Here is a 15665-nt window from a genome sequence, read left to right as displayed (position 1 = left end):
CTGTAGCACTCGGGGAGGGGCGGGTAGAAATCCGTTCCTGGGGTGAGGGTCACTCCCCGGCGGCGCGGCGGTGGCGCTCGTCCTCGGGGTCGGCGTACTGGTCGAAGAGGGGGGTCCGCTGCGCGCCCGGCTGGGGGGTGGGGGCGGCGGTCTGGGGGGAGGCGGCCGTGGTGGAGCGGGCCGCGGACCAGGTGTCGGGGGCGTCGAGGTCGATGCCGCGGTTGGTGCGCGGGGCGACCGGCGCGTTGACGTAGGTGGGCAGCGGGACCGGCGCCGGGTCCCAGCTCTGCGGCTCGTCGTCGAGCGTCGGCTGGCGGCGGCGCTGCTGGTCGACCCACTCGGCGTGGTCGGTCTGCTCGACGATCGCCTTGGACGGCTTCTCCGGCATCGCCGCCGAGCTGGCCTGGGTGCGCTGGCGGAGCCGGCGGGCGGCCTCCTCGGCGCGGCGGCGGTCGATGGCGACGGCGGTGCGCTTGGCCTCGGCGCGGCGCACGTGGACGACGTACGCGGTGAGCAGCACGGCCGGCACGGCGGGCAGCCAGAGGAACCGGGAGCCGGCGGTGACGGTGACGATGCCGCCGAGCGTGAAGGCCAGCAGCAGGATCATGGTGGTTCGCCGGCGGCGGGCGAGGACCTTGGCGCGGCCGCTCGGCGCCACGGCGGCCGGTGCGGGCGCCGGCCCCTGGGCCGGGTCCTGGGTCGGCGAGGCGAGGTGGGCGTCGGTGATGGGCTCGGCGAAGGAGCGGACGTCCGCGTGGACGTCCGGCTGCGCCGGCGGGGCGTCGTCGGCGACCGGCTCCGGCGTGTCCCCCTCCGTCGACTGCTCCGACGCGCGCTTGCGCGTCAGCAGCCGGATGGCGGTGCTGAAGCGTTCCGTCGGCCGGGCCTCGTTGAGCTCGTCCTGCCTGCGGAGCCACATCGGCACGAGATACGCGGCCCAGGCCCCGACGATCATTGCGAAGATGAGGCCACTGCTGCTCACGCTCACACCGTAGAGGGGTTTGTGCGAGTCCATCTGCCAAATGGCTCGGTGTGTCGCACGATCAGGCCGTCATCCCGGGTATTTCTTCGGATTGTTACCCGGGTGGTCGCGGCCGGTCGGCGCCTCCCGATAACGGGTATTCGAATACCTGTTTTATTTCTGGGGAGTTCGCTGCGCCTCGTGCCAGCGGGTCAGCAGGCCCTCGGGGGCCTCCTCGGCCGTGAGGGCGAAGACGAGGTGGTCGCGCCAGGCGCCGTCGATGTGCAGATAGCGGGGGCGCAGGCCCTCCTCGCGGAAGCCGAGTTTCTCCACCACGCGCCGGCTCGGGACGTTCTCCGGCCGAATGCAGATCTCGACGCGGTGGAGTCCGAGACCGAGGAAACAGTGGTCGGCGGCCAGTGCCACGGCGGTCGGCATGATGCCGCGGCCGGCGGCCGCGCGGTCGATCCAGTAGCCGATATGGCCGGAACACATGGAGCCCCAGGTGATGCCGGCCACCGTCAACTGCCCCACCAGACGCCCCCGATGGGTGACGACGAACGGCAGCATCCGGCCGGACTGGGCCTCGTTGCGGAGATGACGGACCATCTGCCGGAACGTCGGCCGGCGCGGCGGCACATGGCCGGGCGGCGGGGGCGGGATGGTGGCTTCCCAGGGGCGCAGCCAGTCGCGGTTGCGCTGGTTGATCTCGCGCCAGGCGCGGTGGTCGCGCTGCCGAATGGGCCTCAGGCCGACATGTTCGTCGACCAGTTCGACGGGCCAGGAGTGGAAGTTCATCTCTGGTGGTCGCCGCCGCGCAGCTGGTCGACGGCGTGCCGCAGCAGCGGGCGCAGCACGGCCAGGCCGTCCCGCACCCCGCCGGGCGAGCCCGGCAGGTTGACGATCAGGGTGCGGCCGGCGACGCCGGCCAGGCCGCGGGAGAGCGCGGCCGTCGGCACCTTGGCCTGGCCGGCGGCGCGGATGGCCTCGGGGATGCCGGGGATCTCGCGGTCGAGCACCGCCCTTGTCATCTCGGGGGTGCGGTCGGTCGGGCTGAGGCCGGTGCCGCCGGTGGTCAGCACGACGTCGTAGCCGGCGGTCACGGCCTCGCGCAGGGCGGCCTCTACGGGCTCGCCGTCCGGGACGACGACCGGGCCCTCGACGGCGAAGTCGAGTTCGGCCAGGGCCTCGACCAGCAGCGGGCCCGTGGTGTCGGAGTAGACGCCGGCGGCCGCGCGGTTCGAGGCGGTGACGGCGAGGGCCCGGTAGGGGGTGGGCGCGGTCGTCATCGGGGGCGGCTCCAGTCGCCCGAGGCGCCGCCGGTCTTTTCCTCGACCCTGATGTCGGTGATGACGGCGGCCTTGTCCACGGCCTTGACCATGTCCACGACGGTGAGCGCGGCGACGCTCACCGCCGTCAGCGCCTCCATCTCCACGCCCGTGCGGTCGCTGGTGCGCACCGTGGCGGCGATCTCCACGGCGTCGTCGGCGACGCCGAGTTCGACCTGGACGCCGGAGATCGCCAGCGGGTGGCAGAGCGGGATCAGCTCGGGGGTGCGCTTGGCGCCCATGATCCCGGCGATCCTGGCGGTGGCGAGCGCGTCGCCCTTGGGCACGCCGCCGTCCCGCAGCAGCCCGACGACCTCGGGCGACACCAGCACCCGCCCGGTGGCCCGGGCGGTGCGCGCGGTGACGGCCTTGCCTGACACGTCGACCATTCGGGCGGCGCCTTGGGCGTCGATGTGGGTGAGATGAGGGGCGCTCATGAGCAGCTACGGTACTCCCCCGCGGAAGAGGCCCTAGCCGAGCAGCACCACCGTCAGCTCGGCCCCCGGGGCGACCTCGGTCACCTGCTCGGGGATCTCGACCAGCGAGTCGGCGCGGGCCAGGGCGGCCAGCAGGTGGGAGCTCGCGCCGCCGATCGGGGTGACCGTGCCGAGGTGTTCGCCGGCGGCCGGCGGGGTGTGGACGCCGCGCAGGAACTGCCGGCGGCCGGGCGGCGAGGAGAGCGGTCCTGGCGTAACCAGCCGGGCCTGGACCCGGGGCCGGTGCAGCGCGTCGGGCGCCAGTCCTGCCATGGCGCGGAGCGCGGGCCTGACGAACAACTCGAAGGAGACGTAGGAGCTGACCGGATTGCCGGGGAGGGCGAACAGCGGGACCCCGCTCGGGCCGAGCAGGCCGAACCCCTGCGGCTTGCCCGGCTGCATGGCGAGCCGGCGGAACTCGATCCCGGACTCCCGCTCCAGCGCCTCCTTGACCACATCGTAGGCGCCGACACTGACACCGCCGCTGGTGACGACGAGGTCGGCCCGCACCAACTGGTCGTCGAGGACGGCGCGCAGCGTGGCCGCGTCGTCGGCGACGGCGGCCACCCGGTAGGCGACGGCGCCGGCGGCCTGGGCGGCGGCGGTGAGCGAGAAGCTGTTGGAGTCGTGGATCCGGCCGGGCTCGAGCGGCTCGCCAGGGGGCGTCAACTCGCTGCCGGTGGAGAGGACGACGACCCGCGGCCGCGGGTGGACCGGCACGGCCGCGCGGCCGAGTGCCGCCAGGAGACCGACCTGGGGCGGGCCGAGCACGGTGCCCGCGGCCAGCGCCAGCGTGCCGGCCACCGCGTCGCTGCCGCGGCGGCGGATGTGCTGGCCGGCCGCGGCCGGCCGGTGGACCCGGACCTCGGGTCCGTGCGGGGCCGAGGTCATGGCCTCGGCCGGGCCGCCACCGGCCCCGCCGTCCGTCCACTCGACGGGCACCACGGCCTGGGCGCCGGGCGGGACGGGGGCGCCGGTCATGATCCTGGCGGCCTGCCCTGGGCCCACCGTGGGCAGGTTGCCGCTGCCCGCCGCGATGTCGCCGACGACGCCCAGCACGGCGGGGAACTCCTCGGTGGCGCCCTCCACGTCGGCGAGCCGCACCGCGTAGCCGTCCATCGAGCTGTTGTCGAACGGCGGCAGCGCGGCCGGTACCGTGACGTCCTCGGTGAGCACGCACCCGACGGCGTCGAGCAGCGGCAGCTCGATGGGGGCGAGCGGCCGCACCGCGCGCAGGACGTCCGCCAGATGTTCGTCGACTGACCACATGGCGGACAGTGTGTCAGTCAACCGCCGGCATCTCCTCGGCCACGTAGGTGCGCAGCCAGGCGCGGAACTCGGGCCCGAGGTCGGGGCGTTCGCAGGCGAGCCGGACGATGGAGCGCAGGTAGTCGGCGCGGTCGCCGGTGTCGTAGCGGCGGCCCTTGAAGACGACGCCGTGCACCGGGCCACCCGGGGTGTCCTCCGCGGTCATCGTCTGCAGGGCGTCGGTGAGCTGGATCTCGCCGCCGCGCCCGGGCGGGGTCTTGGCGAGCACCTCGAAGACGCCGGGGCCGAAGACGTACCGGCCGATGACCGCGTAGTTGCTCGGGGCGTCCTCGTTGTTCGGCTTCTCGACCAGGCCCGTGACCCGCATGACGCCGTCGGTGACGGGGGCGACGGCGGCGCAGCCGTAGAGGTGGATCTGCTCGGGGTCGACCTCCATCAGCGCGATCACGCTGCCGCCGCGCTCGGCCTGGACCTCGATCATGGTGGTGAGCAGCGGGTCGCGCGGGTCGATCAGGTCGTCGCCGAGGAGGACGGCGAACGGCTGGTCGCCGACGTGCGGCGCCGCGCAGGCCACCGCGTGGCCGAGGCCCTTGGGGTCGCCCTGGCGTACGTAGTGCAGGGTGGCCAGCTCGGTGGAGGCCTGCACGCGGGAGAGCCGCTCCTCGTCGCCCTTGCGGCGGAGCGCGTCCTCCAGCTCGTAGTTGCGGTCGAAGTGGTCCTCGACCGGGCGCTTGTTCCGCCCCGTGATCATGAGCACGTCGGTGAGGCCGGCGGCCGTCGCCTCCTCCACCACGTACTGGATCGCCGGCTGGTCCACGACCGGCAGCATCTCCTTGGGCGTGGCCTTGGTGGCGGGGAGAAAGCGGGTGCCGAGCCCAGCGACGGGGATGACGGCCTTGCTGAGTCGGGGGCGTGGTGACGTCATGCGGTCACCTTATCCATCTAGTGTGCCCGGACCGAGCACTTTATAGATGAACGTCACGTTATGAGCAGTTTTGCATTACCGCTGAATGCGTGTGAATGGGACTGATTGGGTACGGTCGCGGAGACTTGTGAAGGGCGAGTGGGCGGGAGCCGATGGGAGACAGCGCGGAGATCGCGGCGCAGAAGCGTGAGGTCAGGCGCGACCTGCTGGCGGTGCGCGCCGCCATGGCGGACGACGAGGTCGCGCAGGCGGCGCACCAGCTGGCCGAGCGCGCCCTCGAACTGCCGGAGCTGGCCGAGGCGCGCACCGTCGCGGCGTACGTGTCGGTCGGTCACGAGCCGGGCACCGCCGAGCTGCTGGCCACGCTGCGGGCCCGCGGGGTGCGGGTGCTGCTGCCGGTGCTGCTCGCCGACGACGACCTGGACTGGGCGGAGTACGAGGGCGCCGGCCGGCTCGTCGAGGCGGAGCACGCCGGCCGGATCCGGCTGTTGCAGCCGGGCGGCCGCCGCCTCGGCCGGGATGCGGTGACCGAGGCGGACGTCGTGCTGCTGCCCGGCCTGGCCGTCGACGGGCGCGGGGTGCGGATGGGCCGCGGCGGCGGCAGCTACGACCGGGTGCTGGCCCGGATCACCGCCGCCGGCGCGCGGCCGGCGCTCGTGGTGCTCGTCTACGGCCACGAGCTGGTGGACGCGGTGCCGTGGGAGCGGCACGACCGGCCCGTGCAGGCGGCCGTCACGCCGGAGGGCGCGCACCGCTTCACCCCGCTCGACTGAACCGTTCACCTGGGCTGATCCGTTCACACCCGGCCCCTCACCCGGCCCGTCACCCGGCCCGCCGCGCCGCCGTCACCCGCCGGTGTTCGCCGGCCGCAGGGTCAGCGTGTTCTCGGCCCCCTCCTGCACCGCCTCCGCGCCGTAGGCCCAGGGCAGGTACTCGCCGTCGGCCCAGAGCTCGGTCTGGTCGGTGTAGTTGGGGTGGAAGGCGTGGCCCGAGGCGCCCGACAGGTTGATCCACTGGGACTCGTCGAAGTTGTCGAGGCTGACGATCATCCGCATCGACGGCACCCAGGTGATGTCGTAGCCGCCGGCCGCGTTCCAGCCGCTGGCGTCCACCGCGTCCGAGCCGCCCGACAGGTTCCACGGGCCCCGGTTCAGCAGCCACTGGACCGGGCCAGGGCCCTCGGTGCCGAGGGTCTGGTTGTTGAGCATCAGCCGGTGCAGCCGGCCCCAGCTCCAGGTGTCGATGTCCTTGCCGAGCTCGGCGGTCAGCTCCCAGCGGGCGTCCCGCATGGCGCGGCCGAGCAGCTCGTCGCGGTTCTCCGTGGCGCTCTGGGTGCGGCTGGCGGGCGTCCGCCACCACTCGTTCTCCGGGTCCTCGAGCAGGCTGCCGACGACCTCGAACCAGCGGTCGCCGCCGTCCGGCTGCGCGGTCGCGGGGGAGCGCTCGCCGCACTCGTTGACCAGCCGGGTGCCGCCGTCGAGGTCCTCGATCGGCTGCGACTCGTCGGCCGGCCGCACCAGGAGGCACTGGCCCTCGACGCGCAGCTCCTTGGGGAGCTTGTTGCCGAACGCGAGCTGCAGCAGGTTGCGCCAGACGGCGTTGTAGTAGGCGGCGCCAGGCGAGTCGGCGTCCTGGCTGAAGTCCCAGCCGACCAGCAGCTCCTGGGCCTCGCGGACGTAGGGGTCGGAGATCTCGACGTCCAGCAGGTAGGGCACCAGGTTGCGGGCCATCTCGTTGCTGTTGTCCAGCTGGATGGACTGCATGTCGCCCATCGAGATCCGGCCGCCGTCGCTGATGGTCTCCTCGATCAGGTCGGTGATCCGCTGGCTGCGGGTGCCGTAGCTCCAGTCGTCGGTGAGGGCGTACGGGTAGGCGTCCTCGTCTATCACGGCCTGGTTGGCGGTGACGATGTAGCCGCGCTCCGGGTTGAACTCAGAGGGCAGCTGATCGAACGGGATGAAGTCCTCCGCCCAGTCGTAGGACGAGTCCCAGCCGGGCGCCGGGTAGCGGCCGTCGCCCTCGTTGCGGATCGGGATGGCGCCGGGCGCCTGGTAGCCGATGTTGCCTGAAGTGTCGGCGTAGATCAGGTTCTGCGAGGGGACGGCGAAGTCCGCGGCGGCGGCCCGGAACTCGTCCCAGTCGGTCGCCGCGTTGAGGCCGAAGACGGCGTCCATGGTGCGGGAGGGGGTGAGGGCGGTCCAGTCGAGTGAGACGGCGTAGCCCTCGCCGCGGTCGGGGGCCGCGGTGTCGACCGGGGCGCTCTCGCCGACGCCGGCCAGCTGCTCGTCGCGGTCGGAGATGACGGGGCGGCCGTTGACGGTTCTGACCGTGATCTCGCGGGTCTCGCCACCGGCGACGCGAAGCTCCTCGGTGCGGGACTCGTACGGCTCCTCGCGGCCGTCGATCACGTGGTTGCCGTTGGTGAGCTTCTCGAGGCGCAGGTCGGTCACGTCGGCGCCGAGGTTGGTCAGGCCCCAGGAGATGTTCTGGTTGTGGCCGATGACGACGCCCGGCATCCCGGAGAACGTGAAGCCGCTGACGTCGAACGGACATTCGGCGCTCAGCTCGTTGCAGTGCAGGCCCATCTGGTACCAGATGCCGGGCAGCGAGGGCGCGAGGTGCGGGTCGTTGGCCAGCAGCGGCATGCCGGTGGTCGTGTAGGCGCCGGAGACCACCCAGGAGTTGGAGCCGATGCCGCTGCCGTCCGGGCCGAGCAGGCTGGGGATCTCGTCCAGCGTGCGGGTGAGGGCGCCGAGCTGCGTCGACACCTCGCCGTAGGCGTCCTCGACGCCGGTGCCGCCGTCAACCTCGGTACCCGTGCCGCCGTCGACCCCGGTGCCGGTGCCGGTGCCCGTGCCGGTGCCCGTGCCGTCCTCGACGGGCGTGAAGTTCTCGGCGTCGGCCAGGTCGCTGGCGTTCTCCGTGACGATCGGGGCGTTCCGGTCGTAGGGGTAGGCCGGGTACAGCTCCTCGACCTGCTCGGGTTCGAGGCGCTGGGCCAGCAGGGCGCGGTCGATCTCCTCCTGCATGTTCCCGCGCAGGTCCCAGGCCATCGCCTTCAACCAGGCCACCGAGTCCACCGGCTCCCAGGGCTCGGGCTGGTAGTCGTTGACGAGGCCGAGCGCCGCGTACTCCACCGAGAGCTCGGCGCCGTCGCGCTCCGCCAGGTAGGCGTTGACGCCCGCCGTGTACGCCTCCAGATAGTCCTTGGTCTCGTCGGACAGCTGCTCGTCCCACTCCTGCTGGGCCACCTCGTGCCAGCCGAGGGTGCGCAGGAAGGCGTCCGTCTCCAGCTGGTCGGCGCCGAACATCTCGGAGAGGCGGCCGGCCGTCATGTGCCGGCGCACGTCCATCTCGTAGAAACGGTCCTGCGCCTGGACGTAACCCTGGGCGCGGAACAGGTCCTCCGGGGTGTCCGCGTACAGCTGCGGTATGCCGTTGGCGTCGCGCACGACGGTGACCTCGGAGGTCAGTCCTTCGATCGCGATCTCCCCCGACGTCTGCGGGTAGGACGCCCGCACGGTGCTGATGCTCCAGTAGGCGCCGTAGCCGACACCGGCCACGAGCAGCATGCAGAGCGCGATCACGAGCAGACGACCGCGTCGCCTGGGCTTCTTGGCGGGCATGTCTGTCCTTCACAGGGCAGCTGAGCGATGGGAAGCAACCATAGACATACGGCCACTGAGGTGAGCCTACGGGGAGTCAGCAGCCCGGGCCGCCGCGTTCATATGATGGTAAATTCGGTGCAAAGCTGACGATTTGGTGTCGCTGTAGGGTGCACCCGGCTCGCGACGTGGTGACGCGAGAACGTGGTGACCCGCGAGCGCGACGCGCGCGAGAACGCGGTGACCCGAGAACGAGCTGGCACGGATCGGAAAAGCGAGGGCCCAGGCACTGACTGTCGACCGCCTCAACGAGCTGCTGCTCGGCTTCTCCCTCGTCCTGCTGGTGGCGGTCGCCGCGGTCCGGCTGACCTCGCGCAGCGGGCTCCCCTCGCTGCTGCTCTACCTGGCGATCGGGGTGGCGCTGGGGAAGGACGGCCTGGGCGTCGAGTTCCACGACGTCGAACTCACCCAGGTGCTCGGGTACGCGGCGCTGGTCGTCATCCTCGCGGAGGGCGGGCTCGGTACCCGCTGGCACGACGTCAGGCCGGCGCTCTCCACCGCGGCCGTCCTCGCCACGGTGGGCGTCGCCGTCAGCGTCACGGTCACGGCGCTCGCCGCCCACTTCCTCGTCGGGCTCTCCTGGCAGGCCGCGCTGATCATGGGGGCCGTCGTCTCCTCGACCGACGCCGCCGCCGTGTTCTCGGTGCTCCGCCGGGTGCCGCTGCCCCGCCGGCTCACCGGGGCGCTCGAGGCGGAGTCCGGCTTCAACGACGCCCCGGTCGTCATCCTGGTGGTGGCCTTCTCCGAGCACTACGGCGAATCCGGCTGGTACGTGCTGCTGCTCGAGATGGCCTTCGAGCTCGCCGTCGGCCTGGCCGTCGGACTGCTCATCGGCCGCCTCGGGGCGCTGGCGCTCCGCGGGATCGCGCTGCCCGCCTCCGGCCTCTACCCGATCGCCGTGCTCGCGTTCGCCGTGCTCGCCTACGCCGCCGCCGCGCTGCTCCACGGCAGCGGCTTCCTCGCCGTCTACCTGGCCTCCCTGGTGCTCGGCAACGCGGCGCTGCCGCACCGGCCGGCCACCAGGGGGTTCGCGGACGCGGTGGCCTGGGTCGCCCAGATCGGCCTCTTCGTGCTGCTCGGGCTGCTGGTCGACCCGGACGCGCTGTGGAACGACGTGGGCCCGGCGCTGATCATCGGCGGGGTGCTCACCTTCGTGGCCAGGCCGCTCTCCGTGGTGCTCTGCCTGACGCCGTTCCGCCGGCCCTGGCGGGAACAGGCGCTGCTGTCCTGGGCGGGGCTGCGGGGCGCGGTGCCCATCGTGCTGGCGATCATCCCGGTGGTGGCGCACGCGCCGGACAGCGACCGGATCTTCAGCATCGTGTTCGTGCTGGTGGTCGTCTACACGCTGGCCCAGGGCCCGACGCTGCCCTGGCTGGCGCGGCGGCTGCGGATCGGGGAGGGCGAGAAGACGGTCGACGTGGACATCGAGTCCGCCCCGCTCGACCGGCTGCGCGGGCACCTGCTCTCGGTGTCGATCCCGGCGGCGTCGCGGATGCACGGCGTGGAGGTCGCGGAGCTGCGGCTCCCGCCGCAGGCGGCGGTCACGCTGGTGGTCAGGGACGGCGCCAGCTTCGTCCCCGGGCCCACCACGGTGCTGCGCCGGGGCGACGAACTGCTCGTGGTGACGACGGACGAGGTGCGCGAGGCGGTGGAGCGGCGGCTGGTCGCGGTGGGGCGGGGCGGCAAGCTGGCCGGCTGGCTCCACCCGGAGGCCGGGCCGTCCGCGGCGTGAGCGGCCGTGGGGGCGCCAGTGGACTTCGGACCCCGGAATGTTGCACGATGGACCGTCGTTAGCACTCCATGACCATGAGTGCCAGGAGGAGTTCGTGCCGACTTATCAGTATCAGTGCACCGAGTGCCGCGAGGGCCTCGAAGTGGTGCAGAAGTTCACCGACGACGCACTGACGGTGTGCCCCAGCTGCCAGGGGCGGCTGAAGAAGGTGTTCTCAGCGGTCGGCATCGTGTTCAAGGGCTCCGGCTTCTATCGCAACGACAGCCGCAGCGCCTCGTCGTCCAGCAGCCCGGCGTCGTCGTCCGCCAAGTCGGACAAGCCGGCTGACAAGGGTGGCAAGGCCGAGAAGAGCGGTGGTTCGGGCTCCGACTCGTCGTCCTCGTCCTCGTCGTCGTCCTCCTCGGGCGGCTCGTCCTCGTCGTCCGCCGCGTCCTCCTCGGCCGGCTCGTCGAAGAGCGCCGGCAGCACCGCGTCCGCCGCATGACGGGCCCGCGGGCCGAGATCGGGGTCATCAGCGGCTCCGGTTTCTACTCGTTCCTCGACGACGTGACCGAGGTCACGGTCGACACCCCGTACGGCGCGCCGAGCGACTCGCTGTTCGTCGGCACCGTCGGGGGGCGCGAGGTGGCGTTCCTGCCCCGGCACGGGCGCGATCACCGCCTCCCGCCGCACCGCATCAACTACCGCGCGAACCTGTGGGCGCTGCGCGCCCTGGGCGCGCGCCAGGTGCTCGGCCCGTGCGCCGTGGGCGGGCTGCGGCCGGAGTACGGCCCCGGCACGCTGCTGATCCCCGACCAGCTCGTGGACCGCACCAGGAGCCGGGTCAACACCTTCTTCGACGGCGAGCCGCGGCCGGACGGCGCGCGGCCCAAGGTCGTGCACGTCTCGCTGGCCGACCCGTACTGCCCGGCCGGGCGGAAGGCGGCGCTCGCCGCCGCCGCGGGGCGCGGCTGGGAGGCCGTCGACGGCGGCGCGATGTGCGTCATCGAGGGCCCGCGCTTCTCCACCCGGGCCGAGTCGCGCTGGCACGCGGCGCAGGGCTGGTCGGTGGTCGGCATGACCGGCCACCCGGAGGCGGCGCTCGCCCGTGAGCTGGAGCTCTGCTACACGTCGCTCGCGCTGGTCACCGACCTGGACGCGGGCGCCGAGGCCGGCGAGGGGGTCTCGCACGCCGAGGTGCTCGCGGTCTTCGCGCAGAACGTGGACCGGCTGCGGGACGTCCTCTTCGACGTGGTGGCCGGCCTGCCGGCGGGCGACGCCCGCGACTGCGACTGCGGGGCGGCCCTGGCCGGCCAGGACCCGGGGATCGAGCTTCCGGCGTAGCCGCCGGGACTGGCGGTCCGTGGTTGGGCGGTCGGTCCCTGGCCGGGTGGGCGGGCGTTGTCAGAACGCCGTCCGCTGGCCGGACTCCAGGGACAGCAGCAGCCGCTTGCGGGCCACTCCGCCGAGGCCGAAGCCGGTCAGGTCGCCCGAGGCGGCCAGCACCCGGTGGCACGGCACGATGATCGGCACCGGGTTGGCGCCGTTGGCCGCGCCGACCGCGCGGGCCGCGGTGGGGCGGCCAAGCTCCCTGGCCAGCTCCCCGTAGCTCAGCGTCGTGCCGTAGGGGATGGTGACCAGCCGCTCCCAGACGGTGCGCTGGAACGGCGTGCCGCCGGTGGCGATCCGCAGCTCGAACCGGGTGCGGCCGCCGGCGAAGTACGCGGTGAGCTGGTCGGCGACGTCGCGGAACGCGGCCGGGGCGGGGGTCGACTCCGGCTCGGGGCGGCGGTCGGCCAGCAGGTCGATCCTGCTGAGGACGCCCTCGGCGTCGCCGCGGAGCAGCAGCTCGCCGAGTGGGGACGGGATGACGGTGTGGTGCGGGTGGGACCCGGGGGCCAGGGGCAGGAAGCTGATCGACACCCGACCCACTCTCGGGCCTGCCGGCCGCGTGTGCTGGCGGATTTCGGACATGGACGCCGGCCGCTCCGGCTTTCACCCTCTGGGGTGACGAGGTTATCCACAGGCGTCGGGTTGTCCACAGGCTTGAGCGGGATGCGTCGTGGCGGATCACGCTGGGCGCATGAACTCACTTCAGGCTCCGCCCCGTTCGACCACCACCCAGCCCGCGACCTCGCTGCCGGCCCTCGGCGGTCAGGCCGTGCCCGAGTTCGCGCCCGTGCGGCCCAGGGGCGGCCGGCACCGGCTGCGCCGGGCGCTGCGGCGCCGGCGCCGGCCGGTCGCGCTGTCGCTGGCGCTCGCGTCGGCCGTGCTGGCTCTCGCCCTGCCCTGGTCGCGGGAGCCGGCGGAAGCGGGGGCCGCCGCTGAGGCCGAGGCGGCGAGCGGGGCCAGGGAGGGCCCCGCGCCCGGCCCCGTCGAGCGAGATCCGGCGGAGCGGGTGGCGGCCCCGGTCCGGATCGCCGATGCGGCGGCGGTCGGGCTGCTCGGGCCAGGAGACCGGGTGGACGTGCTGGCCGCCGACGCCAAGGGCGCGGCCCGGGTCGTCGCCCGGCGGGCGCTGGTGGCCGAGGTGCCGGGCGGCGGGGCCGCGGCGCCCGAACACGGCGGCGCGGGCCAGGGCGCCCTGGTGGTGCTCACGGTCTCCCCTGACACGGCGGCGAAGCTGGCGGGCGCGGCCGCCCAGGCCGAACTGGTGATCGTCCGATGGTGAGTCCTATTACCGCCGAGGGGGCATCCGACTGGACAGGCTCCCCACCACTGATGCAGCGTGTGGCGCGCAATGTGTGTCGGATCGGCCGGGCCGTCAGCACGGGCCGGGTCGGAGAGAGGTGGAGCGGTGAGCGAGGGGAGGCAGGGCGTCGTGGCAGGAGCCGCGGGCGTCCTCGGCGGATTCAGGGACTTCCTGATGCGCGGGAACGTGTTGGAACTGGCGGTCGCGGTCGTGATCGGCGCGGCCTTCACCAACATCGTGAACGCGATGGTGGAAGGCGTGATCAACCCGGTCATCGGTGCCTTCGGCACCCAGGACCTCAGCGCCTACGAGCTCTGCCTGCGTGGCGAGTGCTCGGGCGGCGGCGGGGTCGCGATCCGCTGGGGTTCGGTGATCAGCGCCTCGCTGACGTTCCTGATCACGGCCGCCGTCGTCTACTTCCTGATGATTCTGCCGCTGACCAGGTTCATGGCCCGGCTGAAGGGCGGGCAGCAGGAGGCCGAGGCGGCCGCGCCGACGCCGACCGAGCTGGATCTGCTCATCGAGATCCGGGACGAGCTGATCGCCAGGCGCACCGGCCGTCCCATGGCCACCGTGGGCGCGCAGCGCTCCGGCGACCCGGAGCCGCCGGCGGCCCCGGCCGAAGGCCAGGACCGTGGGGACGGGCTCGCCAAGGAGTAGCCGGGGCAGCTGGGGCCGCCGTGGGGCGCGCGCCCCGGCGGGCGTCACAGGTGGTGCGGCGGCTTCTCGTTCACGAAGCGGGCCAGATCGCGGGCCACGTCCTGCGGCGAGTGGTCGCCCCACCCGTCGTCGCTGTCGTCCGCCGAGCGGTGCTGGAGCGGGTCGTCGAAGACCAGCCGGTCGGCCGGCGGCTCCTCCCGGTGCTCTCCGGGGGGCGGGCTGCTGCTCATGTCCTCAGGGTAAGGCCCGGTCGGCAGCCGTCTGCCGGCCAGCCCCTCGTGCCACCACAGGTCGCGGTCGGGCGTCCAGGGCACCGGCCGGGCGAACTGCGGCACCACCACCACGGAGCGCACCTCGGGGCAGCCGGTCAGGGCCCGGTCGAGACCGGCCTTGACCTGGATGGGGCGCCCCTCGGCCGCGTAGGAGTCGGCGGTGACCACCACGCCCGCGCCGGAGCTGGCTATTCGGTGCCGCACGTAGCCCTCGTGGTCGCCGATCGGCAGCGTGATGCGCTGGGCGTCGACGCGGATGCAGGCCAGAGTGATCACCACCGACTCCAGGCACATGGGCAACAGCACCGCCACGGGATCGCCGCCGCGCACCCCGAGTCTGGTCAGCATGAGGGCGGCTTGCTCACCCTGCCGCAGCAGTTGGGCATGGTTGAGCACATCGGCCGGGCGGAACCCGCCGCCCTTGCCGTGTTGATCTCCGGACATGAGAGGCAGCCTCGTTGCCCGGGATTGATGTCCGATAAACGTCCGCTGGACGGGCGAGTGCCGGCGTTTCGCGGGCGGCCGGCGCGGCGCCCCGGGAGCCGGTGGGGGCGTGCGACCGGTGACCCCGAAGCGTCCGCGCGCGTCCGGGGGCACCGGCCCTTCCATGCTCCCGCCCCCGTCGTGTGCACGGCAACCGGGTCAGGCCCGTGCGGCGGTCCCTGCCGGCAGCCTGGCGATCCGCTCCTGGAGGCGGGCGAAGCGGATGGCCTGCTCGGCGGAGCGGTCGAGCAGGCTGGACAGCCGGTTCCTCGCCCGCTCCCCCTCGGGGCCGAGCCCGGTCGCCTCGAAGACCCGCAGGAAGCGCACGACGGGCAGCAGCACCTCGTCGTGGTGCGTCACGGGGGTGTAGATGCCGGACCTCGCCATCGATCGGGCGAGTCGGCCGAAGCCGGGGGCGCCGTGCCCGGGGCGCCTGATGCTGTCCACCACGTCGGCGAGTGCCCGCACCGTCCGGTCGGGGTCGAGCTCCATCGCCGCCGCCAGCACCGTCCGGTAGAACAGCATGTGGCGGTTCTCGTCCCGCGCGATGCGGTGGAGTATCGCCTCGCAGGCGGGCTCGCCGCACAGCCGGCGGATGTTGCGGTAGGAGATCCGGGTGCCGAGCTCCTGGAGCGTCACGTAGACCAGCGAGGCCAGCACGTCGCCCCGGTAGTCGATCTCGTAGCCGCTCTGCACGTGGGCCGCCCGGTCGCGTTCCAGCGCCACGGGGTCGGCGGAGCGGGTGACGAGCAGGTAGTCCCGGATGGCCATCCCGTGCCGGCCCTCCTCCACGGTCCACCGGTGCACCCAGGTCCCCCAGGCGCCGTCCAGCGAGAACAGCTCGGCGATCACCCGGTGGTAGCTCGGCAGGTTGTCCTCGCTGAGCAGGTTGTGCACGAGGCCGTCCCTGGCCGCGTCGCTCAGCCGCTGCTGCCCGGGCTCCCAGGCCAGGCCGCCGAGCACCCCGTCGAAGTCGGCCCCCTCGCTCCACGGGACGTACTCGTGCGGGTACCAGTCCTCCGCGTTCCGCAGGTGCGTGTCCAGCGCCCTGGCGACGACGGGTTCCAGATCCGAGAGCAGGCGGGCGTCCTCGCGGGATCCCGGGCGCTGATCCATGTTTCTCCCCACGCGCGTGCGGCCGGTCGCCGGCCGCCCTGGCACAGGGCTATCACCGCGCGCCGCCGCCCGGCCGGGCCGATGACCCGGCCGGGTGACGGCGGCCA

The 15665-nt window shown here is 73.3% G+C and carries 16 protein-coding genes; 6 read left to right on the top strand and 10 right to left on the bottom strand.

All coding sequences use genetic code 11. The features are described from left to right. Window positions 1-49 precede the first annotated feature (49 nt). The 6 genes from sepX to galU all read right to left on the bottom strand — a co-directional run bounded on the left by sepX (window position 50) and on the right by galU (window position 4959). The gene (gene sepX / locus ACYVPE_RS09890; protein WP_461033087.1) at window positions 50-982 is read right to left on the bottom strand and encodes a divisome protein SepX/GlpR; all 933 of its coding nucleotides are present in this window, start codon (window positions 980-982) and stop codon (window positions 50-52) included. A 153-nt stretch (window positions 983-1135) separates the two neighbouring features. Then, window positions 1136-1759 carry a GNAT family N-acetyltransferase gene (locus ACYVPE_RS09885; RefSeq protein WP_461033086.1) on the bottom strand — a complete coding sequence of 208 codons (624 nt, stop codon included), beginning with the start codon at window positions 1757-1759 and terminating at the stop codon, window positions 1136-1138. Continuing rightward, window positions 1756-2250, bottom strand: a complete 495-nt coding sequence (locus tag ACYVPE_RS09880) for a MogA/MoaB family molybdenum cofactor biosynthesis protein (protein WP_461033085.1) — start codon at window positions 2248-2250, stop codon at window positions 1756-1758. The genes ACYVPE_RS09885 and ACYVPE_RS09880 overlap by 4 nt, the downstream gene beginning before the upstream one ends. After that, window positions 2247-2726 carry a cyclic pyranopterin monophosphate synthase MoaC gene (moaC, locus tag ACYVPE_RS09875; protein WP_461033084.1) on the bottom strand — a complete coding sequence of 160 codons (480 nt, stop codon included), beginning with the start codon at window positions 2724-2726 and terminating at the stop codon, window positions 2247-2249. The genes ACYVPE_RS09880 and moaC overlap by 4 nt, the downstream gene beginning before the upstream one ends. Window positions 2727-2759: 33 nt before the next feature. Continuing rightward, complete coding sequence (gene glp, locus ACYVPE_RS09870) at window positions 2760-4034, bottom strand: molybdotransferase-like divisome protein Glp (protein ID WP_461033083.1); 1275 nt, start codon at window positions 4032-4034, stop codon at window positions 2760-2762. Between the two features lie 13 nt (window positions 4035-4047). Then, window positions 4048-4959, bottom strand: a complete 912-nt coding sequence (galU, locus tag ACYVPE_RS09865) for a UTP--glucose-1-phosphate uridylyltransferase GalU (protein WP_461033082.1) — start codon at window positions 4957-4959, stop codon at window positions 4048-4050. A gap of 152 nt (window positions 4960-5111) precedes the next feature. On the opposite strand from galU, the gene ACYVPE_RS09860 reads away from it, so the two are divergent. After that, window positions 5112-5732: a 5-formyltetrahydrofolate cyclo-ligase gene (locus tag ACYVPE_RS09860; protein WP_461033081.1), complete on the top strand. Its 621-nt coding sequence runs from the start codon at window positions 5112-5114 to the stop codon at window positions 5730-5732. A gap of 72 nt (window positions 5733-5804) precedes the next feature. Here ACYVPE_RS09860 and ACYVPE_RS09855 read toward each other — a convergent pair whose 3' ends face one another. Further along, entirely contained in the window at window positions 5805-8585 is a 2781-nt protein-coding gene (locus tag ACYVPE_RS09855) for a penicillin acylase family protein (RefSeq protein WP_461033080.1), read from the bottom strand. A 235-nt stretch (window positions 8586-8820) separates the two neighbouring features. Between ACYVPE_RS09855 and ACYVPE_RS09850 the strand changes: the two genes are divergently transcribed. From ACYVPE_RS09850 to ACYVPE_RS09840, 3 genes are all read left to right on the top strand, one after another. Next, window positions 8821-10356: a potassium/proton antiporter gene (locus ACYVPE_RS09850; protein WP_461033149.1), complete on the top strand. Its 1536-nt coding sequence runs from the start codon at window positions 8821-8823 to the stop codon at window positions 10354-10356. A gap of 94 nt (window positions 10357-10450) precedes the next feature. Further along, on the top strand, window positions 10451-10840 hold the full coding sequence (locus ACYVPE_RS09845; protein WP_461033079.1) for an FmdB family zinc ribbon protein: 390 nt from the start codon (window positions 10451-10453) through the stop codon (window positions 10838-10840). Next, complete coding sequence (locus ACYVPE_RS09840) at window positions 10837-11679, top strand: S-methyl-5'-thioadenosine phosphorylase (RefSeq protein ID WP_461033078.1); 843 nt, start codon at window positions 10837-10839, stop codon at window positions 11677-11679. Before ACYVPE_RS09845 ends, ACYVPE_RS09840 begins: the two co-directional genes overlap by 4 nt. A gap of 60 nt (window positions 11680-11739) precedes the next feature. On the opposite strand, the gene ACYVPE_RS09835 is transcribed toward ACYVPE_RS09840, so the two are convergent. Further along, window positions 11740-12258 carry a methylated-DNA--[protein]-cysteine S-methyltransferase gene (locus ACYVPE_RS09835; protein ID WP_461033077.1) on the bottom strand — a complete coding sequence of 173 codons (519 nt, stop codon included), beginning with the start codon at window positions 12256-12258 and terminating at the stop codon, window positions 11740-11742. A gap of 160 nt (window positions 12259-12418) precedes the next feature. Here ACYVPE_RS09835 and ACYVPE_RS09830 point away from each other — a divergent pair, with 160 nt between their 5' ends. Beyond that, window positions 12419-13006 (top strand): hypothetical protein, encoded by a 588-nt coding sequence (locus ACYVPE_RS09830; protein WP_461033076.1) that lies wholly within the window; start codon window positions 12419-12421, stop codon window positions 13004-13006. Between the two features lie 150 nt (window positions 13007-13156). After that, window positions 13157-13687 (top strand): large conductance mechanosensitive channel protein MscL, encoded by a 531-nt coding sequence (gene mscL / locus ACYVPE_RS09825; RefSeq protein WP_461033075.1) that lies wholly within the window; start codon window positions 13157-13159, stop codon window positions 13685-13687. A 44-nt stretch (window positions 13688-13731) separates the two neighbouring features. On the opposite strand, the gene ACYVPE_RS09820 is transcribed toward mscL, so the two are convergent. Then, window positions 13732-14403, bottom strand: coding sequence for an AMP-binding protein (locus ACYVPE_RS09820; protein ID WP_461033074.1), 672 nt, complete (start codon window positions 14401-14403; stop codon window positions 13732-13734). Window positions 14404-14601: 198 nt separating this feature from the next. Beyond that, window positions 14602-15558, bottom strand: coding sequence for an acyl-ACP desaturase (locus tag ACYVPE_RS09815; protein ID WP_461033073.1), 957 nt, complete (start codon window positions 15556-15558; stop codon window positions 14602-14604). Between the last annotated feature and the right edge of the window lie 107 nt (window positions 15559-15665).

The organism is Streptomyces mayteni (assembly GCF_054783955.1).
Note: the sequence above shows the minus strand (reverse complement) of the source record. Positions and strands in the feature narration are given on the sequence as shown.

Bases quoted from the DNA above. Each gene is read 5' to 3' on its own strand.
- ACYVPE_RS09885 (WP_461033086.1), bottom strand. From the start codon at position 1,759: ATGAACTTCCACTCCTGGCCCGTCGAACTGGTCGACGAACATGTCGGC.
- ACYVPE_RS09880 (WP_461033085.1), bottom strand. From the start codon at position 2,250: ATGACGACCGCGCCCACCCCCTACCGGGCCCTCGCCGTCACCGCCTCG.
- moaC (WP_461033084.1), bottom strand. From the start codon at position 2,726: ATGAGCGCCCCTCATCTCACCCACATCGACGCCCAAGGCGCCGCCCGA.
- glp (WP_461033083.1), bottom strand. From the start codon at position 4,034: ATGTGGTCAGTCGACGAACATCTGGCGGACGTCCTGCGCGCGGTGCGG.
- galU (WP_461033082.1), bottom strand. From the start codon at position 4,959: ATGACGTCACCACGCCCCCGACTCAGCAAGGCCGTCATCCCCGTCGCT.
- ACYVPE_RS09860 (WP_461033081.1), top strand. From the start codon at position 5,112: ATGGGAGACAGCGCGGAGATCGCGGCGCAGAAGCGTGAGGTCAGGCGC.
- ACYVPE_RS09855 (WP_461033080.1), bottom strand. From the start codon at position 8,585: ATGCCCGCCAAGAAGCCCAGGCGACGCGGTCGTCTGCTCGTGATCGCG.
- ACYVPE_RS09840 (WP_461033078.1), top strand. From the start codon at position 10,837: ATGACGGGCCCGCGGGCCGAGATCGGGGTCATCAGCGGCTCCGGTTTC.
- ACYVPE_RS09830 (WP_461033076.1), top strand. From the start codon at position 12,419: ATGAACTCACTTCAGGCTCCGCCCCGTTCGACCACCACCCAGCCCGCG.
- ACYVPE_RS09820 (WP_461033074.1), bottom strand. From the start codon at position 14,403: ATGTCCGGAGATCAACACGGCAAGGGCGGCGGGTTCCGCCCGGCCGAT.
- ACYVPE_RS09815 (WP_461033073.1), bottom strand. From the start codon at position 15,558: ATGGATCAGCGCCCGGGATCCCGCGAGGACGCCCGCCTGCTCTCGGAT.